This is a genomic window from Marinobacter nauticus (assembly GCF_003634635.1).
In the GTDB taxonomy this organism is placed as follows: Bacteria; Pseudomonadota; Gammaproteobacteria; order Pseudomonadales; family Oleiphilaceae; genus Marinobacter; species Marinobacter nauticus.
On the sequence record NZ_RBJB01000002.1, the window covers coordinates 313,096 to 334,173 of the forward strand.

Annotated in this window: 23 protein-coding genes; 10 read left to right on the top strand and 13 right to left on the bottom strand. The window is 55.1% G+C overall.

Going from position 1 to position 21,078, the window contains the following annotated elements:
- Positions 1-6 precede the first annotated feature (6 nt).
- Entirely contained in the window at positions 7-300 is a 294-nt protein-coding gene (locus tag C7436_RS01540; RefSeq protein WP_228198028.1) for a glutaredoxin family protein, read from the bottom strand.
- A 246-nt stretch (positions 301-546) separates the two neighbouring features.
- Here C7436_RS01540 and C7436_RS01545 point away from each other — a divergent pair, with 246 nt between their 5' ends.
- Complete coding sequence (locus C7436_RS01545) at positions 547-1,377, top strand: alpha/beta fold hydrolase (protein ID WP_121206448.1); 831 nt, start codon at positions 547-549, stop codon at positions 1,375-1,377.
- 57 nt (positions 1,378-1,434) lie between these two features.
- Here C7436_RS01545 and C7436_RS01550 read toward each other — a convergent pair whose 3' ends face one another.
- Positions 1,435-1,686: a hypothetical protein gene (locus C7436_RS01550; RefSeq protein WP_121206449.1), complete on the bottom strand. Its 252-nt coding sequence runs from the start codon at positions 1,684-1,686 to the stop codon at positions 1,435-1,437.
- 291 nt (positions 1,687-1,977) lie between these two features.
- On the opposite strand from C7436_RS01550, the gene C7436_RS01555 reads away from it, so the two are divergent.
- From C7436_RS01555 to C7436_RS01570, 4 genes are all read left to right on the top strand, one after another.
- The gene (locus tag C7436_RS01555) at positions 1,978-3,003 is read left to right on the top strand and encodes a lipid A-modifier LpxR family protein (protein WP_121206450.1); all 1,026 of its coding nucleotides are present in this window, start codon (positions 1,978-1,980) and stop codon (positions 3,001-3,003) included.
- Positions 3,004-3,120: 117 nt separating this feature from the next.
- Entirely contained in the window at positions 3,121-3,444 is a 324-nt protein-coding gene (gene trxA / locus C7436_RS01560; protein WP_121206451.1) for a thioredoxin, read from the top strand.
- Between the two features lie 131 nt (positions 3,445-3,575).
- A complete protein-coding gene (locus C7436_RS01565) occupies positions 3,576-4,529 on the top strand; it encodes a LysR family transcriptional regulator (protein ID WP_121206452.1) in 954 nt (317 codons plus the stop codon).
- Between the two features lie 190 nt (positions 4,530-4,719).
- The gene (locus C7436_RS01570) at positions 4,720-5,478 is read left to right on the top strand and encodes a BUD32 family EKC/KEOPS complex subunit (protein ID WP_121206453.1); all 759 of its coding nucleotides are present in this window, start codon (positions 4,720-4,722) and stop codon (positions 5,476-5,478) included.
- A gap of 232 nt (positions 5,479-5,710) precedes the next feature.
- Here the strand turns inward: C7436_RS01570 and C7436_RS01580 are convergent, their stop codons facing one another.
- The 4 genes from C7436_RS01580 to C7436_RS18890 all read right to left on the bottom strand — a co-directional run bounded on the left by C7436_RS01580 (position 5,711) and on the right by C7436_RS18890 (position 8,828).
- Positions 5,711-6,853, bottom strand: a complete 1,143-nt coding sequence (locus tag C7436_RS01580; RefSeq protein WP_228198029.1) for a DUF418 domain-containing protein — start codon at positions 6,851-6,853, stop codon at positions 5,711-5,713.
- A gap of 173 nt (positions 6,854-7,026) precedes the next feature.
- Complete coding sequence (locus C7436_RS01585; protein WP_121206454.1) at positions 7,027-8,130, bottom strand: hypothetical protein; 1,104 nt, start codon at positions 8,128-8,130, stop codon at positions 7,027-7,029.
- Positions 8,131-8,297: 167 nt separating this feature from the next.
- The gene (locus C7436_RS18885) at positions 8,298-8,537 is read right to left on the bottom strand and encodes a hypothetical protein (protein ID WP_228198030.1); all 240 of its coding nucleotides are present in this window, start codon (positions 8,535-8,537) and stop codon (positions 8,298-8,300) included.
- Positions 8,538-8,561: 24 nt separating this feature from the next.
- Complete coding sequence (locus C7436_RS18890; RefSeq protein WP_228198031.1) at positions 8,562-8,828, bottom strand: hypothetical protein; 267 nt, start codon at positions 8,826-8,828, stop codon at positions 8,562-8,564.
- Positions 8,829-9,248: 420 nt separating this feature from the next.
- Between C7436_RS18890 and C7436_RS01600 the strand changes: the two genes are divergently transcribed.
- On the top strand, positions 9,249-9,617 hold the full coding sequence (locus C7436_RS01600; protein WP_121206455.1) for a DUF2946 domain-containing protein: 369 nt from the start codon (positions 9,249-9,251) through the stop codon (positions 9,615-9,617).
- Positions 9,618-9,657: 40 nt separating this feature from the next.
- Positions 9,658-11,061 (top strand): PepSY-associated TM helix domain-containing protein, encoded by a 1,404-nt coding sequence (locus tag C7436_RS01605; protein WP_121206456.1) that lies wholly within the window; start codon positions 9,658-9,660, stop codon positions 11,059-11,061.
- 236 nt (positions 11,062-11,297) lie between these two features.
- Here C7436_RS01605 and dkgB read toward each other — a convergent pair whose 3' ends face one another.
- The 4 genes from dkgB to C7436_RS01625 are packed head-to-tail and all read right to left on the bottom strand — an operon-like array spanning position 11,298 to position 15,226.
- The gene (gene dkgB, locus C7436_RS01610) at positions 11,298-12,107 is read right to left on the bottom strand and encodes a 2,5-didehydrogluconate reductase DkgB (RefSeq protein ID WP_121206457.1); all 810 of its coding nucleotides are present in this window, start codon (positions 12,105-12,107) and stop codon (positions 11,298-11,300) included.
- Positions 12,108-12,110: 3 nt separating this feature from the next.
- Entirely contained in the window at positions 12,111-13,103 is a 993-nt protein-coding gene (locus C7436_RS01615) for a zinc-binding dehydrogenase (RefSeq protein ID WP_158595251.1), read from the bottom strand.
- Complete coding sequence (locus C7436_RS01620) at positions 13,090-14,010, bottom strand: TIGR03571 family LLM class oxidoreductase (RefSeq protein ID WP_121206459.1); 921 nt, start codon at positions 14,008-14,010, stop codon at positions 13,090-13,092. Before C7436_RS01620 ends, C7436_RS01615 begins: the two co-directional genes overlap by 14 nt.
- Positions 14,011-14,053: 43 nt before the next feature.
- The gene (locus C7436_RS01625; RefSeq protein ID WP_121206460.1) at positions 14,054-15,226 is read right to left on the bottom strand and encodes an MFS transporter; all 1,173 of its coding nucleotides are present in this window, start codon (positions 15,224-15,226) and stop codon (positions 14,054-14,056) included.
- A 99-nt stretch (positions 15,227-15,325) separates the two neighbouring features.
- On the opposite strand from C7436_RS01625, the gene C7436_RS01630 reads away from it, so the two are divergent.
- The 3 genes from C7436_RS01630 (at position 15,326) to C7436_RS01645 (ending at position 18,215) form a co-directional block, all read left to right on the top strand.
- Positions 15,326-16,216, top strand: a complete 891-nt coding sequence (locus C7436_RS01630) for a LysR family transcriptional regulator (RefSeq protein ID WP_121206461.1) — start codon at positions 15,326-15,328, stop codon at positions 16,214-16,216.
- A gap of 162 nt (positions 16,217-16,378) precedes the next feature.
- The gene (locus tag C7436_RS01635) at positions 16,379-17,308 is read left to right on the top strand and encodes a DMT family transporter (protein ID WP_121206462.1); all 930 of its coding nucleotides are present in this window, start codon (positions 16,379-16,381) and stop codon (positions 17,306-17,308) included.
- Between the two features lie 352 nt (positions 17,309-17,660).
- The gene (locus C7436_RS01645) at positions 17,661-18,215 is read left to right on the top strand and encodes a zinc-binding dehydrogenase (RefSeq protein ID WP_228198032.1); all 555 of its coding nucleotides are present in this window, start codon (positions 17,661-17,663) and stop codon (positions 18,213-18,215) included.
- Positions 18,216-18,264: 49 nt separating this feature from the next.
- On the opposite strand, the gene C7436_RS01650 is transcribed toward C7436_RS01645, so the two are convergent.
- The 3 genes from C7436_RS01650 to C7436_RS01660 are packed head-to-tail and all read right to left on the bottom strand — an operon-like array spanning position 18,265 to position 21,050.
- Positions 18,265-19,077: an SDR family NAD(P)-dependent oxidoreductase gene (locus tag C7436_RS01650; RefSeq protein WP_121206464.1), complete on the bottom strand. Its 813-nt coding sequence runs from the start codon at positions 19,075-19,077 to the stop codon at positions 18,265-18,267.
- A gap of 11 nt (positions 19,078-19,088) precedes the next feature.
- A complete protein-coding gene (locus tag C7436_RS01655; protein ID WP_121206465.1) occupies positions 19,089-20,060 on the bottom strand; it encodes an LLM class oxidoreductase in 972 nt (323 codons plus the stop codon).
- A 3-nt stretch (positions 20,061-20,063) separates the two neighbouring features.
- Positions 20,064-21,050 carry a zinc-dependent alcohol dehydrogenase family protein gene (locus tag C7436_RS01660; RefSeq protein WP_121206466.1) on the bottom strand — a complete coding sequence of 329 codons (987 nt, stop codon included), beginning with the start codon at positions 21,048-21,050 and terminating at the stop codon, positions 20,064-20,066.
- Between the last annotated feature and the right edge of the window lie 28 nt (positions 21,051-21,078).

The following is a 21,078-nucleotide window of genomic DNA, read 5'->3' on the forward strand; positions in this document are numbered from 1 at the left end:
GATCTTTCACACGGTTTGTTCGTGATCAGCTGCCTGGGCAGCATGGCGCTGAAGGAAGCGGACGATGTCCTGGGATTCGTAAAGCCAACGCACCTCTTCGTTCGATTCGATTCTGAGGCAGGGAACCTGCGCTCTGCCGCCACCTTTGATCAGCTCAGCCCGATAGACCGGGTTTCGGGCGATATCTCGTTCTTCCACTTTGATGTCGATGTGCTTCATCGCGGAGCGCGTGTATGCACAAAAAGGGCATGAGCGATAGTGGTACAGAGAGAAAGATGTGGTTTGCGAACTGACGGACATGGGTTGTCTCCTTCTTCGTGAATGTGCCTGCCATTCTCTGCTCTTTGGCCGGAATGGAGGCGGCAGGAAGGTTGGAATAGTTGTCCATCTGTTTGAGCGGCCGCTGCTGGTCAACCATATGTGCAAGAAATGAACAATTTCACTTGCATTGCATTAAAAGGTGTATATACACTTTAAATAGGCTGATTCGATATGGGAAGAGGTTGCCCGGAATCAGAGGCTTTTTTCAGGTTGAGGAAAACGGAAATGAATCTTTCTTTGAATCTATTCCAGGCTGCGTTTGGTGTTTACAGCCGATTGCTGCCATCGCGGGCTGCGTCTAAAGCCGTGGAGCTTATGACCAGCCCACGAATCAAGGCTGAACGGCGTGCTTCATCCCGAGAGCTATTCCACACGGTCGTGCCCCTTCGTAACAAAGGCTTTCTGTCGATTTATGGAAGTGGCCCGAAGAAAATTCTGCTCCTGCATGGATGGTCGGGCTGGATCGGACAATTCAAGGATCTATTGAGTGTGATAGATGCTGATGAATACATCGTTTATGCCGTCCATCCGGTCGGGCATGGCGAATCGCAAGCCACCGAATCACATCCGGGTCGCTTTATTGAGTCGGTTCTGGAAGCCCATGAATACGTGGGTGGTTCGTTTGATGTTGGGGTCGGTCACTCACTGGGTGCCGCGGCGCTTGTTTATGCCCAAGCCAACAATGGGTGCTTTGATCGCCTGGTATTGGTCTCAGGCCCGGCAACGATTAAGGGGGTTCTCAGCCGGTTCGCCCGGTTTGTGAACCTTGGCCAGCGGAGTGAACGTGTTTTCGTGCGTGATATGGAAGAAACGGTGGGGCTGAGTGTTGATCGCCTGGATTTGCTTGCGCTTGCGCCTGCGATCAAGACACCTGTGTTGCTCATCCACGATGATCTGGATTCAGAAGTCCCGGTTGCCGAATCCCGGGCCCTCCAAGAGGCTTTTCCGAGGAGCCGTATGATCCATACAACGGGATATGGCCATAGCCGGCTGTTGCAGAATCCAGAAGTGGTTCGCGAAATTGTCGAGTTTACCAGTTCGCCATTCCGGCCTTAATTCGAGATTAAAAACGCACCGTCCCTGGTGCCAAGACGCAAAGCAAACAGCTAAATCTCAACCGTGGCTTTCGGGCTGAACCTGGCCACGGATAACAATCTGACCGCTGTATGGAGCCGGTTTGGCCGTATGGTTCTTAGCGTCGCGATCCTGAATTTCACCGCGAATCACAATCTGGCCGCTGTACGGAGCGGGCTGAGCCTGTTCGGAGCGCGGCTCATCGGATTTACGGTCTGCCAGGGTAGCGTTAGCGGGCAGGGCGGCGGCGGCAAAAAGCGAAGCCAGGGTGATCAGTACAAATTTACGCATAACATATTCTCCAAAGTTCGATGGGTTGATGCTCATACCGGAGTCGCCAATGGACTCGATATCAGATGGAGCGAAGTATGGAGTTGAAGAGTCGTAACGAATAATTCCCAAACGGTATGCAATACATCATTTTGGGTGATGGGCACTTGGCAGAAGAGCTCAAATAATGCACGTATAACTACCTACCCATAAGCATGGGTGATGTTTTGAATACCAACGCTTTATTAGTCCTGAGCGCCAGTCAATCGAAGAATAGCGCCAACTTTACCGACACACTTTTCGGAGTTGGCTATGAATTCTCGTTTTCTGGTACCGATGTTTGCGGTTTCCCTGTTGGCCTTTACCGCCCATGCCGAGTCCTCAGACTCGGTGATGGCCCTCTCTACGGACAACGATCTCTTTGCCCCAACGCAGACAGATCGGGATTACACCGCCGGGGTGGCCATTACGTATTCCTCGAATTCCGAGGAATTCATTAAGAACTCGGTTTCGAGCATCAGTCAGGGACTGGATGGGTATGTGCTGCCATTCCTCGGAGGAAAGGTGGCGGAGCCAGAGAGCGCGGCGCTCGAGTTTGGGGTGTATGGCTTCACGCCCGAGGAGATCAAAGAGTCGGCCATTGACCGGAACGATCGTCCATACAGCAGCCTGGTTTACCTGTCGTCGAGCCAGAGCTATCAGGCCCTGGCCGCGAAATCGGGCTGGACGACATCAATGACCGTGGGCGTGCTGGGGCTGGATGTTTTTAAATCCGGCCAGAATGCGGTTCACAAGGTTGTCAGTAGCGACCGGGCAAATGGCTGGGGCCACCAGATTTCCAATGGCGGAGAGCTGACCTTCCGATATTCAGCTGCATACCATCAATACCTGGATGCCAGTCAGCCGAATCAGCAGTTCAAACTGACGTATTTCGGTTCAGCCGGTTACCTGACTGAGTTCGGTGCGGCCCTGGTTTTCAGGGATGGTTTGATCTCATCACCGGATAACCGCTTTAACCCCGAATTGATGGCTTACGGTGAACGCGCCCCCGGTGTGTCCGCCCCGGGTGGGCGCGAAAACTACTTCTGGGGCGGAATATCAGTCAAAGCTCGTGCCTACAATGCTTTCTTGCAGGGCCAATTCCGGGATTCGGACCATGAGCTGGATGCCAATGAGCTAAACATTCTCCTGGCCGAGGTCTGGGCTGGTTACACCCACAACTTCCTGGTGGGCGCCGAACTGAGTTATGTGCTGCGCGTTCAGAGTTCCGAAATCAAATCCGGCACAGGGAACCGTACGCTTGCGTGGGGTGGGCTGGTGTTTAGCAAACGACTGTGAGAGCCAGACCGGAAATCATCATTACAGGAAATGGAACTTATACAGTCCTGCAATTGGTTTTCAGTGACAGAAGGCCTCAATGTTCGAAACAGATTTAAACGTAGAGGAGGTTTGCCGATGAGCAACATAATAGAAGTAACAGATGTAAATTTTGAGCAGGAGGTTGTGAGGAGCGATCGCCCCGTGCTGGTGGATTTTTGGGCGCCCTGGTGCGGCCCCTGCAAGACGGTTGCACCAATGCTTGAGGAAATCGCAGACGAGTTTGGTGAACAACTGACGATTGCCAAAGTGAACGTGGATGACAGCCCGGACATTACTGCCAAAATGCGTATCCGGGGCATTCCGACACTGTCCCTGTTCCAGGGCGGCGGTGTTGTTGCCCAGAAGACAGGGGCTGGAAGTCTCAGTGAGCTGCGGGCATTTGTAAAAGGCCACCTTTGATGCACATAAAAGCCTCCTGAACGGGGGCTTCTTCGTTTAAGTGGTGAACATCGCCTTTGACGGAATGCCGCAATTGCGGTCGAGTCATTTGCCAGCCAGAATTGACCGGTGCTCAGGATCAGGAACGTTAGATGAAGACACAAGAACTCCAGCTGTTGTACATATTTGACGCCATTATGACTGAGCGCTCGGTGACCCGCGCTGCAGACCGGCTTGCCATGACCCAGCCTGCCGTATCCAATGCGATCTCAAGGATGCGCCAGATCTGGAACGACCCGCTGTTCGTGCGAAAAGGCCGAAACATCGAACCGACATCCTATGCACTCAGTCTGTGGCACCAGGTTGGCGATCACATGTATGCGCTAACCAATGCGGTGAGTGCGACTCAATTCGATCCGGCCACATCAAAGCGAAAGTTTCGCATCGCCGTAACGGATGTAACTGTTGAAATGATCTGGCGCCAGTTGATTGAATTGCTGGAACGTGACGCGCCGGGAGTGGACGTCCACGCGGTGCCGTACACGCCGGAAGGTACGTACGACGATCTGCGCGAAGCCCATGTGGATCTGGCGGTAGGTATGCTTACCCAGCACGATCACAGCTTGCGAAGCACCTGGTTGTTTGAAGGTGGATACGTTCTGGCAATGCGTGCCGACCACCCGCTTGCCGGCCGGCAGATCACCATGGAGGAATTCCTTGAGGCCCGACACCTGCTTGTGACAATGTCAGGGGATGCCCATGGTTTCGTGGACAGTTACCTTGACCAGAAGGGGTGCAGCAGGCGCATTGCTGCCACAGTTAACCATTTTTCGATTGTTCCCCAGATTCTCAGGGAGTCGAACCTTATTACGGCGGTTCCGGAACTGATCAGCCAGGACTGTGGCTTCGTGGATGGCCTATGGATGGGGCAATTACCTTTCGAAGTAGATCCGACCAGTCTTTACCTCATTTGGCACACCCGCCACGACCGTGATCCCGGAATTGTCTGGCTGCGGAACCACGTTGAACGGCTCCTTCGCGAACGCTGGCATGACATTATGACCAGCTCGCCATGTGGCCATTCGACCGTAAAGGCAATTGCCTGAAGCGTGTAGAAGCTGAGTCATCACTTTTCGTGATGACAAAGATACCGCAACAGAATTATTCAGCCTCCCGAAAACCTCCAATAATCCTGTGCAGGTGCCGCAAGTCGCGGCACTGGAAAGGGTTGGTTAAACCGCAGTTTATGCGGTCGGCTTGCCCAATAACCTGCATATCCTGGAATTTGGAGGGGGAATGAGCGGCCAAACAAACTGCCCATCTGTTGACTCACGCTGGAATTCGGCAGCACTCGATGATTCCGGTAGCCAGAAATGGTATAAGCCAATCGTCTCTGTAAACGTCGATAACAGCGGCAACAGGCACATTTACAAGGCGTTCAGATTCTCCCGGGGCCTTCTCGGGAACTACTTCAGATTTCTCGCATCTCACGAATTCAGGATGTTGAGAAGAGTAGAACACCTCGATTTCACGCCTGATCAAGTCTCTCGGCCATCAGACGTCTCGCCCACCGTCCATTATCGCCTGATAGAGGGGCGGCCTATAAAGAACGTTGCGGAAAGCGGCAGTGTCCCAGGCGGCTTCTTCTCTCGACTTTTCAGTGATGTGAAAACCCTGCATCAGCATGGAGTGGCGCACATGGACCTCGGCAATTCCGGAAACATTCTGGTTTCGGAGCACGGCGACCCTGCGATCATTGATTTTGGTTCCGCTATACCTTTGAGCTGGCTTCCATCGTCTGTTCGAGCCTGGGCCTGTCGCAAGGATATCGTTGGCGTTCTTAAGCTCTGGTATCGCTTCGATAGGGGGTCCATGCCGCTGTTCCTTCAGCACTATTACGAGAGCAATTATCGCAAAAACATCTACACGCCAAAGCGTTTTCTGAAAGCGTTAAGGCGGTGGCTATCGGGTGGCGCCGACACGGATGGTGTTTCCGGATTAACGATTGTGATCAGTGTGTTTTTCAGCCTGCTGGTGTTGGTTTCATTCACCTGAAGAGCGGCAAGAGAATATAGAGCAGGGCAGGTTGCTGGAAGTTCTGCCGAAGGTGAACCGCCCGGACCTCACGTTATACGCGCTTTACCCGAACCGGCAGTATACGCAGCCAAAACTGCTTAGCTGCATTGAGTTTCTTCAGTCCTGGTTTCTGTCTCGGGGTCTGGATTAGGGGTGGCTTTTCATTGAGGGAATCAGGGCTGACTCAAGGAGTCCTCTGGCAGTGATCCATCTACCCGGCAACCCGTCGCATGAGCGCTTCGATTGGCCCGCGCTTGAAGAATCGATGCCATATCAAGGCATAGATTGTTGCGATCACACAGAACAATGCGGACGCGAAAAGCGCGGTTACAAGGCTTTGACCACCTAGCATACCGAGTCCCTCCAGCGTTCCCATTCCCACCAAAATGTGGGCGATGTAGAGCGATAAAGTCTGGCGCCCCGCCGGCGTCAAGACATGCAGCAAACCGAGTTTTTCCAACTGGCCTGAAAACCGAAGACAAAGACCAATCACTGCACTCGCGGCTCCTGAACCTGCCAGCAGATAAAGCGGCATTGGCGGTACGGGCTCGGTGGTGGCGAGTATGCCAAGCTCTGGATCAATTGCGTTGAGAGCGCCCGTTAACGCCAGGCTCAATGCTTCAGCGACAACGAAGGCTGCGACCCCGAATAGGATCAGACGATGCTGGACACCGCGTTCCGCAAGTTTGAGCCTGCTGAGTACAATGCCGAGTAGCAGAAAACCTAGCCACGGAATCACCGGGTGCCAGCCGTTGAAAAATAAGTTACGGATAAATCCCGCCGGAGACCAGAAGTCGGAATAGGTATAGTCGTCCCAGTTCCAGCCTTTGTCGTAATCGAGCGACAACATCATGACCACGAACAGAGTATTCAATAGCACAATACTGGTGACCAGCCAGTGATTGCTGAGCGATAGCAGCAACACACCGAAGAGAAAGTAAAAGGCGTAGTAGTGAAGGATGTCCGCATCGAAAACAAGAGAATTCAACAGCCCGACAACGAACAGGAATATCGCTCGCTTGATTGTCACAGATACCGTTTGTCCCAGATCGCTGCGTAATGCTGCCAACCCCAGGCCAATGCCCGCTAAAACGACAAAAGTTGCTGCAGCGCGCCCTTCGAGAGCGCGAGTCAGGAAATTGAGCACGCCAGTGTCGCCTTCGGCACCCATAGCAATCTTGAAATTAACGATCACCATCCCAAAAAACGCGACAAAGCGCGCAAGATCCAAACCATCGAGGCGAGGGGAGGCGCTCTTGTCTGGCGTCAGAGTTCGCTGATTATTAGAGCTCGATGAGCCCGACAAATCCGAGATTCCATTCTTTTGAGGCCGCATGTTATTGAGCCTATCCAAAAAATTCGGTCCATTTTAGATTAGAAAAACCGGCATGACAGAGTCTTGAGCAGGAAATTATCTCCTGAAACGATCCCGTTGCAGCGAAGAGCAGATTGCCTTCGCCCTGAAGCAGGAACAAAAAAGCTGCCCGAAGGCAGCTCTTGATTTCAGGGTGTGCAGGGAAGGTGACCTTAACGGCGGTTCTCCAGCTTGTAGTTGGCGGGCACCTCAAAGCGGCTTGCCCGCTCAGGCTGAACCTGTGCGCTGGTGACATCGTAGATGTAAGTGAAAACCGGCTTATCTTTGCCGTATCCCATGTAGTCTTTGGCTTTGTCTTCAGCCGCGTTTTGCAGCATATTACCGGCCAGTTTGCCAAGGGAGCCGACAGGATCGCTCACGTCAAATCCGCCAGTGCCAGACGTGGCCTGTTTTTGTTGCTGACAGGCCTGGTTGTCGGCGAACCATTCCAGCTTAATGGATACCGGGTAACCTTCCAGCTGGCTCAGCCCTTTGAGAACCTCGGAGTCAGAGTCCAGTTCCTGCTTTTCGATGTCACCTGAAATCATGGCGACGACTTTATACACGTTGTCGGTGAAGAACTTCGACAAGGGATTGTTGGCGTCGGCTACGGCCTTCAGGTAATTATCCTGAAACTGGCCATTGATGCCCCACACGTCTTGCATGGCGGGATCGGTCTCGGTCATCCAGAAATCCATGGTCATGACATGCTTATCTTCACGCCCCAGTTCATCCTGTGACACCATCTTCCACTGGGCAACAAACTGGTCGGCTGAAAAGCCGTTGACGACCCGGCCTTTATCCTTCGGCGTCACCGAAAAGCTGAACTCCGACGTGGTCATCTGGCAGGCATCGCCGCCCGAGGGATCGTACACTTCCTCTTCTTCACTGGCTTCGCCGTCTTCCAGCTGTTCCCAGATACTTTGGTCGCTGCAGCCCTTGAGGGGGCATTCGACGTAGTTCTTCCGGGTGTGATCGACCTGCCACTGGAGGTTTTTATCCAGGCGAGCGATATCCGCTTCGTGGGTTTCTCCAAAGATCTGGCGGGAAATCCAGGAATCAAACTCGACGGTATTTTCGATGGTGCGACGGTCGGCCAGGGTATAAGTAACCTGCTCTCCGTGGGAATCCGGAAGGATGTAACCACCAATGATGTACTTGGCTTTGACAACGCTTGTATCTACCAGCGGCGTATTATCAACCACTTTTGGGGTGGAACACCCCGCCAGCCCCAGAGCCACAACGGCGGCAGACAGCAAGGACAATGAATACTTCACACAAAACTCCCTTTATGGATCTTCATTATAAGGCGATGAGACTGACGGAAGGCCTTGTCAGTCATATGGCGACCAGGAATCTGCCCTGATGCGCCGGGGTAGAATACCGGAGAGAGGTGTCTGATTGGTATGAATTTTTTGAGTTTGACTGGAGCTGAGAGGCCCGGTTATCGGGCACTCTCTTTACCGAGTGTTGGAGAGGATGCCAGGACAAGCTCACCGCGCGCCCCGAAGGTGAAGGTGACCTCCAGTGGTTTGGCCGGGCAGCAGAGTGGGTCTTCAGCTGCATAGCCAAACCCGGACAGGACGAGGCCTGTTCCGGTTTCGCGAACGCCAGTGAACAGACGGTCACCCTTGCCTCCAACGTGACGAACAGAAAGCAAGCGGTAGGTTTTGAGCGGCGACATACCAGCAATACTGTCGTTGATAGCTTACAAGGCAAGGTACTGATTGTTGGTTGCTCCGCCTCCCCAGCCCTCCAGAGTCATGAGCACGGCCACACCGTTGCTGTAACCGGGGCCACTCAGCGATGAGAGGGGGAGGTAAGAGGCACTTTCGGGATAGAATACCGCCCGCCCATCACTGAGTATGCTTCCCAGCATGCCGGCCTCCTCGGCAAGCTCGTCTGGCAGGGCGGCAGGGGCTGCCAGAGCAAAGCCGCTCCAGAGCAGAAACAGCAGCACTAGAAGGGGATTCATGAACGGACGGACTCCTGCCAATAGTGATACAGATCCCGGATGTTACCAGAGCAGAGTGATGGCATCGCAGCCTGAATGGCGTACAGCGGCCAGCCCCACCAGGCCATCAGCCTGCTAATGATTGGTCATGGGGTCTGGAAAGTTCCTGATTCCTTACGTGTTTCCTGGCGTTGAGGGCTAGCCCATTCTGGTGAGTGTGGCGGGCCCAGGGCAAACAAACGAGGGGGCTACATTACTCACAGGTTCCGTTTTGGAACCCCTGGGTGTGCTGGACGATCACACTAAATGCTATATTCGTCGTCCGACCTAGGACTAGTATTCAAGATAGTCGTGGTCCGAAAAGTTGGGGGGGCAGGTCAGAGGGTTAATATTTCTGTCAGAATGACGATAATGAGCCTCTGTAAACAAGGCTGACATCTGATGGGTTTGATTCGCAGAAAGCATCGAATTTTCGGCGCCCGGATCGCCCTTCTGGCCATGCTGCTGATCTACCTTGGGCCACTGGTTACCAAAGCTCAGGTAGCCCATACGTCGAACACGCATTCGGCCCACGCCTCTGCTGCGGAACAGATGGATCATTCCTATCCGTTGCAGCACATGTCTCATGGGGATTGCGGATATTGCGTGCTGCTTACCAAGCTGCCCGCCATGTCTCCCCGGGGAACGGCCGCTTTCCCTAGAAATGCCATAAGTGAGGGCAACCCCAGCGCGCCTCGACTGATTTCAGCTCCGCAGGGGCTTCCCGGATTCCCTAACGCCCCGGTACGTGCTCCGCCAGCCATGGTCTGACTTCACAAATCACGAATCTTGTTACATTTAAGGGAAGACCATGACCGACTCTCAATCTTCCAGCGTTCCGCGCTGGGGGTATGCTTTACTTGCGCGTCTGCATTTCTATGCAGGCCTTCTTGTTGGCCCGTTTATTTTTGTGGCGGCACTTTCGGGGGCACTGTTTGCCCTTACACCTCAGATCGAAAACTGGCTTTATCAGACCGAACTGACGACAGAGACCACGGGCGACGCCCGTCCGCTGGCTGAACAAATTCAGGCGGCCCGAGTTCAGATAGGAGAAAACGCTACCCTGGCCGCGGTCCGGCCTGCACCAAAGGCCGGCGAGACCACCCGCGTAATGTTTGCGACGGACGGCCTTGAGCCGTTCGAGCATCAGGCGATCTTCGTGGACCCGGTTTCCCTGGATATTCGGGGCAGCCTGGTGGTTTACGGTACCAGCGGCACACTGCCTTTTCGCATCTGGATAGACTATGTACACCGGCATCTGCATCTTGGCGAAATCGGACGCTATTACAGCGAACTGGCGGCGTCCTGGTTATGGCTGGTGGCACTGGGAGGCATGGTTCTTTGGTGGAGCCGACGTTCAGCCGCCGGCTCAGGCAAGGACACTGATCGGAACCGGCTTCGCAACTGGCACAGCCGGATCGGTTTGGTCTTGCTGCTGGCCTTTCTGTTCTTCTCAGTGACCGGACTGACCTGGTCCAAGTGGGCCGGGGCAAATATTACCGAACTGCGGGCGCAGCTTGGCTGGGGAACGCCCGGCCTGAATACCGACCTGTCCGGAAGACCGGCTGAGCATGGAAAACATGAACACGCTGGCCACGGTATGACGACTGATGTCGCAGAAGGGCAGGACAACGCACGGATTTACGATCTTGTTCTAGAACGGGCCCGGGCGGCAGGCATCGACGCCGATATGCTGGAAATTAAGCCGGCCGCGAGTACTGGCCGTGCCTGGGTTGTGCGGGAAATCGACCGCAGCTGGCCCACCCAGGTAGATATGGTAGCCGTTGATCCTCGGACAATGACGGTGACCGACCGGGTAGACTTTCAGGCTTACCCGGTTGCGGCCAAACTAACACGCTGGGGCATTGATGCGCATATGGGGATTTTATTCGGCCTGGCCAATCAGTTGTTCGTCGCGGCTTGTGCTCTGGGCCTATGCGTGATGATCGTACTGGGTTACCGCATGTGGTGGCTCCGTCGCCCAACCCGTTCAGCCGCCCATCAGCGCTCCGCCCAAAGGGTATGGACTGAGCTGCGCAAGGCGCCGCCGCTGGTCCTGATATCGATGGCCCTGATAGCGGCCGGTCTAGGCTGGTTTGCTCCGGTGATGGGGGGCAGTCTCGCGATGTTTCTTGTGGTGGATGCCTCGCTGACGCTCAGACAGAGCCCTCGTCGGACATCTTTTTCCGCCGGAAAAGGCCGAGAACATCGTTAACGCCTTGTCATAGCGGTTGTGGCCTCTCCTGTCGCGGCCACAACCCCAGAGGTAATCGACGTTGCTATCCTCCAAAATCTTCTGGTCGCCTTTAGCCAAAAGGGCTTCGGCTAGTTCCTGATGAGTAAGGCAACGCGACCAAAGCATCCCTGAACTCAGCTAAACAAATGCGAACATAAAGAAATCAGCGACCACGCAAAAGATTTAACGTACGTGGCCGCTGTTCACCGCAGATTCTATTGGTCCCAGTTTGGAGCAAAGTCTGGATCTGCTATTCGGTGATTGCTATCCAACGTTGCTATTTCAGACAGTTCCTTGTCAGATAAAACCAATTCCATCCCCTTCAGATTCGATGCCAGATGCGCTCGTTTGGTAGATGAGGGAATCGCGACAATATTCCTTTGTCTTAACCAGGCAAGCACTACTTCTGGGATTCTTGCGTTGTGGCTTTCAGCAATTCTGTGCAGAGTGGCGTCTTCTAGAACTTTGCCGACTGCCAATGGCATGAAACCCGTGACCTCAATACCATTTCGTTGGCAGAACTCGACTACCGCGTCATTCTGTAGGAAAGGATGGACCTCCACTTGGTTAGTCAAAATTTCGCCCTTTCCGGCAATGCCGATGGCACGTCTGATCTGTTCGATGGTGAAGTTGGAGATTCCGATCTCTCGCGCAAGACCCAGTTTTTTGGCTTCGACCAGTTCGGAGATATACTCCTGCATCGGAACTTCCTCACCGGGCGACGGCCAGTGGATCAGCAATAGATCGACGTAGTCTGTCCTCAATTTGGTAAGGCTCTCGCGCACACTGGGAATGAACTTGTCGCGTGCCAAATTTTCGTACCAAACCTTGGTGGTGATGAACAGATCCGACCGATCAATGCCCGAGGCAGAAAGCAGGTTCCCAATTTCATCTTCGTTTTCGTAGATCTGAGCGGTGTCGATGTGCCGGTACCCAAGGTCAAGCGACTCAGTAACAGCGGATTTCAGAGCATCGCCTTTTAGGCGGAAGGTTCCAAGACCGGGATTAGGGATAGCGGTTCTCATATTTTACTCCTGGTTTGCAAAATAGCGGACGTCGATGACCGTCTTTAGCGGACGGTCCTGGGTTGTGGTTGCCTCCAGCGCTTCTGGGAGCGCTGTGATGGGTTCGATGCGTGGTTCCGGGGCGAGCAGTTTTTCACTAGCCACCATTTTGAGAAGTTCCTCTCCGGCTTGACGGAACTGAGCCCATTGGCGCTCGGTGCCTGCGCGAAACAGCGCGTTCAGAGCCACCTCATGCAGAGACAAGGCTTTGTCAAAGGGTGGCACCGGAGGTGTCTCCAAACGATCCTGAATACAAACCAAGTGGCCATTGGCCTCAATCAAGTCGGCCATCGACGCAGCATGCTGCGCGTTGACGGTGTCAAACACGGCGAAGAACTGGCTTTGAGAAGAATTGGTTTCCCAGGCGATTACAGTTTCGGCTCCCAACTGACGAAGCGTCTTGTGGTGCCGGGCCGAGGCCATGGCCGTCACCAGGTAGCCCCGCTGCGCTGCCAGCTGAACTAGAAATCGGCCAACCATGCCGCCGGCTCCCGTGATCAGAACATCCGCCTCCGCTCGACGCGGGACTTTTTCGATCGCCTGCCAGGCCGTCATCAATGGGCAGGGCAGCGCTGCTGCCAGAACCAGAGGCAGGATGTCAGGAACTTTCAGTAGGGCCCGGTTATCGACCACCGTGTGGCTGGCAAAGCTGCCGTTCCGGTGCAAATCCTGGTGGTACGCAACCCTTTGCCCGGGAACAAGACTCTTCACGTTCTCGCCCAATTTGAGCACAGTGCCTGCGCCGTCAACGCCGGGTGCGTGAGCGATATTCCAGTTCTCTGGCCAGTTCCGGATCATTTTCCAGTCAACCGGGTTCAGGCCGATGTATTCATTCCGGATGACCACATCTTCCGGGCCTGGGGTCGGTATAGAATTCAGATTCTTCCGTTGAAGGGCGATGGCGGGTCTGTCTTTTCCCACCACGCCCCAAGCTATTGGTCTCTCAGTTTGTTTCATGAAACACTCCCAGAACATCTTGGGCAACGAGTCGAAGTGACTCATCCACCGGCGCCTGATTGCGCCGGAAATGAAGCCCGATGTGGTTCACGCCTGCACTCTGCATTTCCTCCAGCTCCCGGATCAGGCCATCCCGCCCGGTCTGAAGCCCGAAGCGATGGCGTCTACGCGGCGCCTTGGGATCGTTGAGGTAGTCCAAGTGAATAAAGGACACATAGGGCTTGTCACCGGCGACGTTGCGCCACAGGTTGACGCGATGCACGTGCTCCTCCGGCGTTCCTGGATATGCCAGCCAGCCACTCATATGCTGGCCGATCCACTCCGGTGACTGCTGTGATAGCCCGGCGGACAGCAGGGGTGGCGTTCGGGTATCCGGTAAAATGGCCTGGCCCGGTGACAATCGCGAGTCCTGTTTGCCGGTCAGAATCTCCACGCTGTTCCGGAAGGATTGTCCGCGGTTTTCATAGTCTGCGCCAAACAATGGGTATTCCGAGGGGCGGTCTCCACTCGCCACTCCGAGCATCAAGCGGTCCTGGCTCAGTGCCTGAACCGATGCCGCGGATTTGCGTACGATCCAAGGGCTGCGCAGTGGGAGAACAACTGCCGCAGTGCCAAGCAGAATGTTTCGGGTTATCCCGGACAGGAAACCCAGATACACCAGTGGATCGAAAACTTGGGCGGCGTCGCCGAACGACGGGTCGTATAGAGGAACATCCCGAATCCACAAGGCCCGGAACCCGAGTTCGTCGGCCAGTCTGGCCAGTGACTGATGTTGGCTGAGATCCGGTACACCAAACGGCCGCTTGTCGAGCATGCGTTGACGCTGGCCGTCCTGGGTCCAGTCGTTGTCTAGCGGAAGCTCCAGCCCAATGGTCAGGGGGCCGGCGGTTAGCTTTGAAAGCGTCATAGTACACCTCAATGGACCTCCCTTCCGGGAGGCCTCTGATGGTTCAGGCCGTAGCCGGTTCGCGGTTATCCAGTGTTGAAGAAATCCGGGTCAGTAGCAGGGCGCTCAGTACAATTACCCCACCAATCCAGGGCGTGTTCATCAGCCCCATATCTTCGACCACGTGTCCACCGAGCCAGGCGCCGCCGGCAATGCCGATGTTGAAGGCCGCGATGTTTAATCCGGATGCAACGTCAACGGAATAGGGCGTAAACCGTTCGGCGAGCTGGACGACATACACCTGAAGGCCAGGTACGTTGCCGAAGGCAAAGGCGCCCCAAACAAGCAGGGTGATGACTGCGGCAATTGGATTGTAGGCCGTGAAGGTGAGCACAAAGAGGATGGCGGCCAGGCCACCGAAAATGATGTACAGCGCTGACGTCGGCCCAAGACGGTCAGCCAGCTTGCCACCCCAGATATTGCCAGTGGCTACTGAGATGCCATACACCAGAAGCAGCAGACTGACCATGCCAGGCGCAAATCCGCTGACATCCTCCAGAATGGGTGTCAGATAGGTAAATGCCGTGAAGGTACCGCCATAGCCAACGGCAGTCATGGCGTACACCAGCAGCAGCCGCGGATGGGTGATAACTTCAAGCTGTTGGCGAAGCGTGGCAGGCGCTGATTTCTTCAGGTTTTTCGGCACCAGCAGTGCGCTGCCAATCAGTGCAATGGTACCCAGGGCAGCGACGGTCAGGAAGGTCGCGCGCCAGCCGAAGGTTTGTCCGATAAAGGTGCCCAGTGGTACGCCTGTCACCAGTGCCACCGTCAGGCCGGTGAACATGATGGCGATGGCGCTGGCCTCTTTGTCTTTCGAAACCAGGCTGGTGGCGATCGTTGAACCAATCGAGAAGAACACGCCGTGAGCGAGCCCCGTCAGGATTCGAGCGGTCATCAGAGAGGCGTAATTCGGGGCCATCCAGGCAAGCACATTACCGATGATGAAAAGACTCATCAGGGACAGCAGAACCCACTTCCGATTCCAGCGTCCTGTTAGTGCAGTAAGGACAGGCGCGCCAACGGCGACACCAAGGGCATACAAGCTGATCAAGAGGCCGGCTGACGGCAGGGTAACGCCCAGATCCTGGGCGATTGTCGGGACCAGACCGACAATCACGAATTCGGTGGTCCCGATTGCAAAGGCGCTTAATGTAAGCGCAAATAATGCAATAGGCATAACGTATCTCCATTGGAGTTGATTGACGCTGCCTAGTGTCCTCTTCCATACTTTTGCGATAAACAGTGCTTTTTGAAAATAACTTTTGCGGTAAATGAAATGAAAAGCCGGTCGGACGATCTCCACTTCCTGCTGTCAGTGGTCGATAGTGGGAGCTTCAGCAATGCGGCAGAACAGCTGGAGGTATCGGTCACGCGGGTCTCCAGAGCCGTCACTCGTCTCGAACAGTCCCTGAATACTACTCTGCTGAATCGAACCACCCGAAAAGTGGGGCTTACTGAAGAGGGGCGGGTGTTCGTTGACAAGGTTCGTGAGGGGCTTGCCTCCCTGGAGGAGGCAGAAGAACAGCTGGCTGTTCGAAAGCAGAGACCGGCAGGGCGATTGCGAGTAGACGCCGCGAACCCTTTCCTGCTGCATCAGATTGTGCCCCACGTTCGGAAATTTCGGGACACCTATCCAGATATTGAGCTCGAATTAACGGCCAGCGATCAGATCGTCGATCTTTTGGAGCGACGGATCGATATCGCGATCCGGATTGGCCCGCTGGACGATTCGACGCTTCATGCCAGAGCGCTCGGCCGCTCGCCATTGTCTGTGGTGGCTTCACCGGAGTATCTTCAACGTCGTGGGCTATGCCGCTCTCTTTCAGACCTGGCACAGCATGAAATCATCGGCTTCACTGCGCCAGAATCGCTGAATCTATGGCATCTGGGGGAAGGGTTGAAAGTGAGCCCGACCATCCGTGCCAGCAGCGGAGAAACCGTGCGCCAACTGTGCCTGGAGGGAAACGGACTGGCCTACCTGTCTCATTTCATGATCCGCGAGGATCTCGCCTCGGGCAGATTGGTAGAAGTGTTGAACGATCAGCTGGTCCGACCTAATCCCCGTGAACTGGTCAGCGCCGTTTATTATCGGAACACTTCGCTATCGTCTCGTATTCAGGTGTTTCTCGATTTTTTTGAAGATCGCTGGAATGCCGGCAAGGACTGAAGTCTTTGCCTGCGTGTGGTAGGAATTACCGGTGCCCGGATGCAAGCCTCGATAGACTCTGGCATCATCCGCGTTTTTCTCTCTGTGTTCCCGGCACCGGTTATGAAGATTCCCTATCCGGTTTCGATTCGCCCGTGTTTATCCATCAGATTCAGGACTCGTATGAACCAATCAAAAGGCGCCGCTTTTTTTCTCTGGGCAGCGGCATTTTCTGCCATTTTCATGGGCACCATTGGCGCGATTTCGGTATTCGCGAATGCCAGGGCAGAAGTCGTAACCTTCTTCCGCCTTTTTATCGGCGCCGTGCTCATGGCGGTTTATTTGCTAGTCAGTGGGCAACGCCAGAAGGCGCTGATGTGGCCCGGTGGCAAGGTTCTTCTGACCGGCGCGTTTCTGGCCGGGTTCGTCGTTTTTTACATCATGGCGGTTGATTACACGGCAATGGCCAATGCGGTGATGGTGCTCTATCTGGCGCCAGTCACGGCCTCGCTGGTGGCTCATTTTTTCCTGGGAGAGCGATTGACCTCCTTGGGCGTAGGATTGATTGGCGGGGCATTGCTGGGATTTGCCATGATGATGGAGTTCAATTTCAGCATCAGTGGCCGTGCAGACGAGGCGATTGGGCTAGCTTATGCCGCGCTGGCGATGCTCTGCTACACCGCCTTCATGCTGACCAACCGTCTGATTGATGACCGTATTCCGGTATTGACCCGCAGTGGTTACCAGATGCTGTCGGGTGCGCTATGCATGCTGCCGCTGATGGCGCTAGAGATAGAACCAATGAGCCTCAATCAGTGGGGCTGGCTGGTCGCAGCCGGGATTGTTCCAGGCTTTCTCGCCATCATGTTGGCCGTGATCGCTCTTAAGTCATTGCCGGCTGCAACATTCGGCACACTGGCCTATCTTGAGCCGATTACCGTTGTGGCGCTCGCCTGGGTGCTTTTCGATCAAGGCCTGAACAACCTGCAGCTGGCCGGGTGCGCATTGATCATAACCTCAGGCATTGCTCAGGCCTGGCTTTCTACCCGCTCGGCGGAACCTGAAAATCTAGAAACTCCGCTCGATGAGCTACTGGCCGGGCAGGTCCGTTGACGTTGCCGGTTGGGGTAAAATAGCGATCCATCCGCCTATCCCGACCTGCCTGCTGCCCGATCATGAGTGGCCCGGGCGGCAGCCAGCAGGCATTCGTGAAGAGGTTCATTAAAGCTGGAGCTCAGGGTGCCAGCGGTGATGATATTCATGGTCAATTGCCTCTGCCCCGGCAGTTGGTTCAGTCGAACCGGTCGGACTTTGGGCGAGATTACAGAAGATTCGGGGAGTAGGGCCATGGCCATTCCTGATTCAACTGCGGCGTAGAGATTATCTACGTCAGTGCTTGTCAAAACCGCCTCGTAATTGAGGGAAGCTCGCTTCATTCCCATGCGCTTACACGACCGCAGAAGGCATGCTCGAAAAGGCTGACTTGAAAAATGGCGAACGGATACTCATTACCGGCGCTTCGGGCGGTGTCGGGTCAGCGGCTATCCAACTGGCCAAGCGCCGGGGAGCTGAGGTCATCGCCGTCAGTGGCGAGTCCAAGTTTGAGGAGGTTCGCAGGCTGGGAGCGGATCAGGTCATTGCGCGGGGGCAGTCGCTGCTGAATAGTCTGGAGAAAGACAGTATTCAGGTTGTGGCTGATCTGGTGCCAGGCCCCCAATGGCCGGAGCTGTTGGAGGTATTGGCAAGGGGTGGTCGGTATGTGGCCTCCGGTGCCATTGCAGGGCCAATGGTGGAGCTGGATGTTCGCACTCTGTACCTGAAAGATCTGAGCCTTTTGGGCTCCACTTGGCAGCCCAAAAAGGTGTTCGAGAATCTGATTGGCTATATTGAGCGCAATGAAATTCGCCCCGTGGTGGCAAAAAAATACGCTCTGCGTGATGTTGTAAATGCCCAGGAGGATTTCATGGCCAAACGCTTCTCGGGCAAACTGGCGATTGAGGTCGCCAACCAGAATCTCTGAACAAGAGATGAGCGAGTCCGGCGAGCCTCGTGGTTGCCGGACTTAAACGTTACGGCTTTGAGCGGCCGACCAGCTCTTCGATACCCGCAACTATCGATGCGCACTTCGCTCCGTTCAGTGCGTCCGGATGCGGCGGGCCGAACTGTCCCTTGTCGTTGTCGAAATAAAGGCCTGAGGCACCGGCAAACTCTTCTGAAAGCGCCGCTCGAACGAGGACGTCTGCTCCGATCGACAGGCTTTTCCCCGCAATGCCAAAGCCCTCTTTAACCATTTTGGATGCCAGCAAGGACCCCGGATTAACGGCAACGAATACCGGTCCTTCGTTGCTGTATGATGCGGCCAGAGCGTTGTTCCACATCGTTAATGCCAGCTTGCTTTGGGCGTAGGCCTGCATGTCTTCGAGAAGGCGTTTTTTCCCGCCGAGGGCGTCAAGTTCCACTGGAGCCTGCGCGGCCGATGAGAGGTTGACCACCCGTGATGCTGGCCTCATAAGCGGCAAAAGGCGCTTTGTCAGGAGATAGGGGGCAACCGTGTTCACCGCAAACCGCACATCCAGTCCGTCCTGGGTGATGGTTTCAGGAACCCGCAGGACACCGGCGTTGTTGATGATGACGTCCAATTGGTCATGCTCTTTGGCGATGACGTTTGCGAGTGAATCCACTTCTGACAGGCGCGATAAATCCGCTTTATAGGTGTAGATCAGTCCCGCGCCTGTACCATTTGCCAACGTTTTTTCTGTCGTCGCCAGCTTTTCTGCGTTCCTTCCGTGCAACAGCAAGGTGTGGCCCTCGGAATAAAGACGCTTTGCGGTTTCCAGCCCGATTCCATCCGTGGCGCCGGTGATCAGTATTTTCTTGGTCATGGTGTGTGTCCTTATGCCGGGAATTCAGGGAGCAGGTCTTCTGCCAGGTACAGTAGCGTATCTTCAATATCCACCTGGTTGAATCGCAGGTTCAGCGCTACATGGTTTACGCCGATTTCTTCGAGTGATTTGAGGTAAGCCTTCAGGAACTTCATGCCTGATCTGAAGCCCAGATGAATGGGCTGAGGTGGAGCATTGGGGTCTGCCAGAAGGTCAATGTACAGGGATTGCATCACGGGCTTTGAAAACCCTGTTTCATCGGGGATGCTCTCACGCCAGGACCTCACGGCGTTTGCCTGGTCGTCAATGTTCCGTGGGTAGGTAATCCACCCATCACTGTGGCGAGCGCCCCATTGCGGGGTCTGTTGGCTGCCCCCGGTAATCAGCATCGGAATCTTTTCTGCCGTTGGCTTTGGCGGCATGTCCATCTCACCGTTGGTCTGGCCATAACGGTTTTCGAATGCCGGCGCGCTATCGGCCATCCTGCGGATGTATTCGAAACTGTCCCGAAAACGCTCACCCCGGTTTGCGTAGTTCTCGTTGAGAGCAGGGTATTCATCCGGTCGGTCGCCCGATGCGATCCCGAGTATCAAACGACCACCGGACAGTTGATCGGCCGTTGCTGCGGCTTTCGCAACGTGAGCGGGGTGCCGAAGCGGTAATATCATGCTCGCAACACCCAGGGCGATCCGTTCAGTCTGGCCCGCCAGAAAACCGAGGTAAACGAATGGATCGAATACCTGGCCGGCATCACCGAACGAAGGCACATTGAACGGGACATCGCGCAACCACACCGCGGAAAACCCGGCCTTCTCCGCCAATCGCACGCGTTCAAGGTGGCGATCCATCGTCGGCACGGGTCCCTTGGTATATCTCTCCAGTGGCGCAACCAGACCAATACTCAACCGATTTGGCTGAAACACCTGATTGTAGCCACGATTGATACGGGCGAATGTCTTTGTGCTCTCGTTCAGTGCCGGCATTGCTTAAACCTCCACGACAACCTTACCGATGGCCTGGCCACTGGTCAGACGATCATGGGCCTTGCCCACTTCGGAGAGACTGAATGTCTGCTCATCCAGAAGCGGCTTGACGCCCCCCAGATCCACAATCTGCGCTAGTTGGGCCAGGATTTCACCGTGCGCTTCCCGGTGATGGTTGTGCAGCATGGGAATCAGCATGAAGACAACGTGAATCGACAGGCCTTTAAAGTGAGCGGTGGTAAGATCCAGTTCAACCATGGCGACAGTCGTACTTACATGGCCATTGAGGGCTGCCGCATCAAAGCTGTTGGTCATGTTTGCGCCACCGACCGAATCGAAAACCACGTCAAAGCCGGCACCTGAGGTGTGAGCCTCCACATAGTCTGCAACGGTTTCAGTTCTGTAATCGATCGGTGTAGCGCCGTAGCTTTTGATGATGTCGAATGCCTGTTCACCGGAGGCGGTTGAATAAACAGTGGCACCAAAGTGTTTGGCCAACTGAACCGCGGCATGGCCTACACCACCGGTACCACCGTGTACCAGCACTTTCTGTCCGGCCTTCACGCCGGCTCTTTGCAGGCCCTCAAACGCTGTGATCCCAACCAACGGCAATGCAGCTGCCTCACGCATCGACAGACGTTTGGGCTTGTGGGCAATCAAGCGTGCGTCGGCGGGCATCAATTCGGCGAGCGCGCCCTGCAGATCGGCCAAACCGCCAGCACAACCATACACTTCATCACCGGGCGCAAAACCGCTCACGCCTTCGCCCACTGCCTCAATGGTTCCGGCGAAGTCCATGCCGAGCACTGCCGGCAGGTCCGGTGCCAGCGGGAGGTCCTTGCCCATCTGGCGAATCATGGTGTCGACGGTGTTGATGCTCGTTGCCGCAACGCGGACGATTACCTGGCCGGGTTGTGCCGAAGGCGCCGCCATGTCGGCCTGCTCAAACGCTGCATCAGGGCCGTATTGATTGAGAACCATTGCTTTCATTGTGTGACTCCAGTTTGCTGGTGGTTTG